Below are 3,243 nucleotides of genomic sequence, written 5' to 3'. Positions count from 1 at the left end.
GTGCCGTAGCGTCCAGATCGATGGGAGTTCTTGAATGAGTGACGCTTACGCGCCGCCCGCGGTCAAAGCACATCTGCACCTGGCAGGACGCTGAGATGGGGGAGTACGAACCCGATATCCTCGCGGCAGGGCTGGACGTGATCTTCTGCGGCATCAATCCAGCATCCACCGCGGTCGCCGACGGCCACAACTTCTCGCACCGAAACAACCGTTTCTGGGCTGTGCTGCATATGGCCGGATTCACCGATACGCGCCTGCGACCTGAAGACGAACGCCAACTGCTGGGGTATGGATGTGGCATCACCGCGGTAGTGGCTAGGCCGACCCAGCGGGCAAGCGAGATAACAGCCGACGAATTCCGGCGAGCCAAACCGGCCTTCGAGGCAAAGGTGCGCCGTTACGAGCCACGGGTGGTCGCCTTCCTCGGAAAGCGAGCCCTTTCGGGGATGCTCGGCACCTCCGACATCGCTTGGGGCCGACAGCCATCGAAGTTTGCCGACGTGACAGCCTGGGTGCTTCCCAACTCCAGTGGCCTCAACAGGCGTTTCACGCTCCCCGCCCTCGTTCGTACCTACTCCGAACTGCGTACGGCCCTGACTCAACCTTTGTGACAGGGCCCACCCAATCACCCACTCAAGGAGAGAGACATGGCATCGGTCACTAGGGCAACACGTTTCGCCGAGCTGCACGTCAAGGGGGATCCGCTACTGCTCTACAACGCATGGGACGCGGGTAGTGCGCGGGCAATCCTCGATGCGGGCGCGCCGGCGATCGCGACGAGCAGCTGGTCCGTCGCGGAAGCACATGGCTACCGCGACGGTGAGGAGATTCCGGCCCAGCTCGCCGAGCAGGTGATCGCGAGGATCGCAGCCACCGTGGACGCCCCCGTCAGTGCAGACATCGAAGGCGGGTACAGCGGCGATGACGACGCTCAGCTGGCAGACCGGGTGGGGCGCCTTCTGGAATGTGGCGTGGTCGGCATCAACTTCGAGGACCGGGTCGTCAAGGGGGCGGGACTGTATGACGTTGGCCGGCAGGCTGCCCGGATACTCGCCATCCGCAGAGCGGCCGAACAGAAATCCGTCGACCTGTTCATCAATGCGCGTACGGATCTATTCTTCGGCCAGGGGACGGATCCTGCGAGTTCGATCGGTGAAGCCATCGACCGGTCGAAGGCATACGCCGACGCAGGTGCGTCGGGCTACTTCATTCCCGGCTTGCAAGACGAGGCGCTGATCGGTCGCGTCTGTGACGGATCGGTGCTGCCGGTCAACGTCATGGTCATGGACGGCGTGCCGTCGCTCGCGCGCCTTGCCGAACTCGGTGTCGCGCGTATCAGCTGGGGCCCGATCCCGTACATCGATGCGATGGCGACATTGCAGAAGGGGGCGAGGACAACCCTCGCCGCAGGCAGGGCATGACCTTGAATATTCCGACCCCACCCATCGTCGAGATCTGAGCGCCCTCATTGCTCCAAGGGACGAGGCGGAGTCGCCGGGGTGTCGGGCACGAACTCGGCGATGGCATCGGTGATGGCGGTTCGCATCGCGGGGCTGCCCGTGTGACCGGAGTCCTCGACGACCACGAGTTCGGCATCGGGCCAGGCCTTGGCGAGCTCCCATGCGGTGCGCAGCGGCGCCGACAGATCGAGGCGGCCGTGGATGAGGAATCCCGGAATACCCTTGAGGCGGTGGGCATCCCGCAGTAACTGCCCGTCGGGCAACCACGCAGCATGGGCGAAGTAATGCGAGCAGATCCGCACGAACGCCAGCTTCGCCGCGTCGGGTTTGGCGCTGTACTGCCCTGGGCTGCCGAGAGTTTCGTGCGCGATCACCGCGTCCTCCCACGCGCACCAGTCCCGTGCCGCCTTCTCCCGCACCGCCGGGTCGGGGTTCTCCATCAATCGCCGATAGGCCTCGACGAGATTCCCGTCGCGATCCTCGTTGGACACCCCGGTCCGGAAGCGCTCCCACTCGATCGGGAGTAGCAGCCGCAGTCCGTGGTAGAGCCAGTCGACTTCGGCTGGCCGTGTCATGACCACTCCGACGAGGACGATGCCGATCACCCGGTCCGGGTGGCGCTCAGCGTAGGCGAGGATCAGGGTTGATGCCCACGACCCGCCATAGAGCAGCCAGCGTCCGATGCCCAACCGTTCGCGCAGAGCTTCCATGTCGGCAAGCAGGTGTTCGGTGGTGTTGTGGGCCATGTCGGTGCTCGGATCGGCCGCACTTGGCTCACTGTCACCGCACCCACGCTGGTCGAACGACACGATCTGGAATACCGCGGGGTCGAACTGGCGGTGGGCTCCGCGTGACCTTCCGGATCCCGGCCCACCGTGAACGACGAGCACCGGCAGACCATGCGGATTGCCTCTGGCCTCCCAGTAGATGCGATTGCCATCCCCAACATCGTCGCCGACGTCGAGCAACCCGCGCTCGTACACTTGCGCTTCGGGCCACGATCCTCGGCCAGACATGATCGGCCACGCTACCGCAGGGACGACACGTGCCTCGAGCCAGATGTGCATTGATGGAGTGGTCGGACTTGGACGCTGGCGTCCAAATGACAGGATAGAGTTGGGCGATGTCGCCGCCACCGAAAAGTGTGTCGCGGCCGAAGCTGACCGCACGCGGGGCCGCCACGCGCAACCGAATCGTTCTTGCGGCCGCGGAGCTGATGCACGTGCGGGGTGTGGCCGCCACGACCATCGACGAGGTGCTGGCCGCCAGCGTCACGAGCAAGTCGCAGTTCTATCAACACTTCGCCGACAAGGCGGAGCTGGTCTACGAAGTCATCACGCTGCGCGCTGACGAGATCCTGTCGTGGCAACGGATGCGACTGGAGAAGGTGGATTCGTTTCGCGGGCTCTACCAGTGGCGTGACGCGATGGTGCAGCGGTGCGCGCTGCGGCGCGGGCTGTGGGGTTGTGAGCTCGGGTCCCTTGCGGCGGAACTGTCGGATACCGATGACAGGGCCCGCGTGTCACTGGCCGAACACTTCGCGCAATGGCAGGCGATGTTGGCGGCAGCGCTGGAGCGGATGCGCGACGCTGGTGTGCTGACCGCCGAAATCGACGGTCCCGCACTGGCCACCGGCCTGCTCGCGGCCGTCGAGGGTGGCTACCTGCTCTCGCAGACGGCCCACGATCCGCGCCTCATGCAGACCGCGCTGAATTCCGCGATCGGGCACATCAAGTCGTTCGCGCCGGCGGGAGCCGATCTGCAGGACTGACGAGAATCGGAC

The 3,243-nt window shown here is 65.1% G+C and carries 4 protein-coding genes; 3 read left to right on the top strand and 1 reads right to left on the bottom strand.

From position 1 onward, the window contains the following. Window positions 1-95 precede the first annotated feature (95 nt). Together mug and ACRDUX_RS19170 are read left to right on the top strand one after the other, a co-directional pair. The gene (mug, locus tag ACRDUX_RS19175; RefSeq protein WP_526415605.1) at window positions 96-611 is read left to right on the top strand and encodes a G/U mismatch-specific DNA glycosylase; all 516 of its coding nucleotides are present in this window, start codon (window positions 96-98) and stop codon (window positions 609-611) included. A gap of 36 nt (window positions 612-647) precedes the next feature. Continuing rightward, entirely contained in the window at window positions 648-1,421 is a 774-nt protein-coding gene (locus ACRDUX_RS19170; protein WP_526415604.1) for an isocitrate lyase/PEP mutase family protein, read from the top strand. A gap of 44 nt (window positions 1,422-1,465) precedes the next feature. On the opposite strand, the gene pip is transcribed toward ACRDUX_RS19170, so the two are convergent. Continuing rightward, window positions 1,466-2,476 carry a prolyl aminopeptidase gene (gene pip / locus ACRDUX_RS19165; RefSeq protein WP_526415603.1) on the bottom strand — a complete coding sequence of 337 codons (1,011 nt, stop codon included), beginning with the start codon at window positions 2,474-2,476 and terminating at the stop codon, window positions 1,466-1,468. Between the two features lie 107 nt (window positions 2,477-2,583). Here pip and ACRDUX_RS19160 point away from each other — a divergent pair, with 107 nt between their 5' ends. Further along, complete coding sequence (locus ACRDUX_RS19160; protein ID WP_526415602.1) at window positions 2,584-3,231, top strand: TetR/AcrR family transcriptional regulator; 648 nt, start codon at window positions 2,584-2,586, stop codon at window positions 3,229-3,231. Window positions 3,232-3,243: the final 12 nt, after the last annotated feature.

Origin of the sequence: Mycobacterium sp. (assembly GCF_050701675.1) — a bacterium.
Lineage (GTDB): Bacteria > Actinomycetota > Actinomycetes > Mycobacteriales > Mycobacteriaceae > Mycobacterium.
This window is presented reverse-complemented; position numbering and strand designations above follow the sequence as displayed.

What these genes read in the sequence shown, in the direction of transcription:
- mug (WP_526415605.1), top strand. Translation starts at nt 96, where the DNA reads ATGGGGGAGTACGAACCCGATATCCTCGCGGCAGGGCTGGACGTGATC.
- ACRDUX_RS19170 (WP_526415604.1), top strand. Translation starts at nt 648, where the DNA reads ATGGCATCGGTCACTAGGGCAACACGTTTCGCCGAGCTGCACGTCAAG.
- pip (WP_526415603.1), bottom strand. Translation starts at nt 2,476, where the DNA reads ATGTCTGGCCGAGGATCGTGGCCCGAAGCGCAAGTGTACGAGCGCGGG.
- ACRDUX_RS19160 (WP_526415602.1), top strand. Translation starts at nt 2,584, where the DNA reads ATGTCGCCGCCACCGAAAAGTGTGTCGCGGCCGAAGCTGACCGCACGC.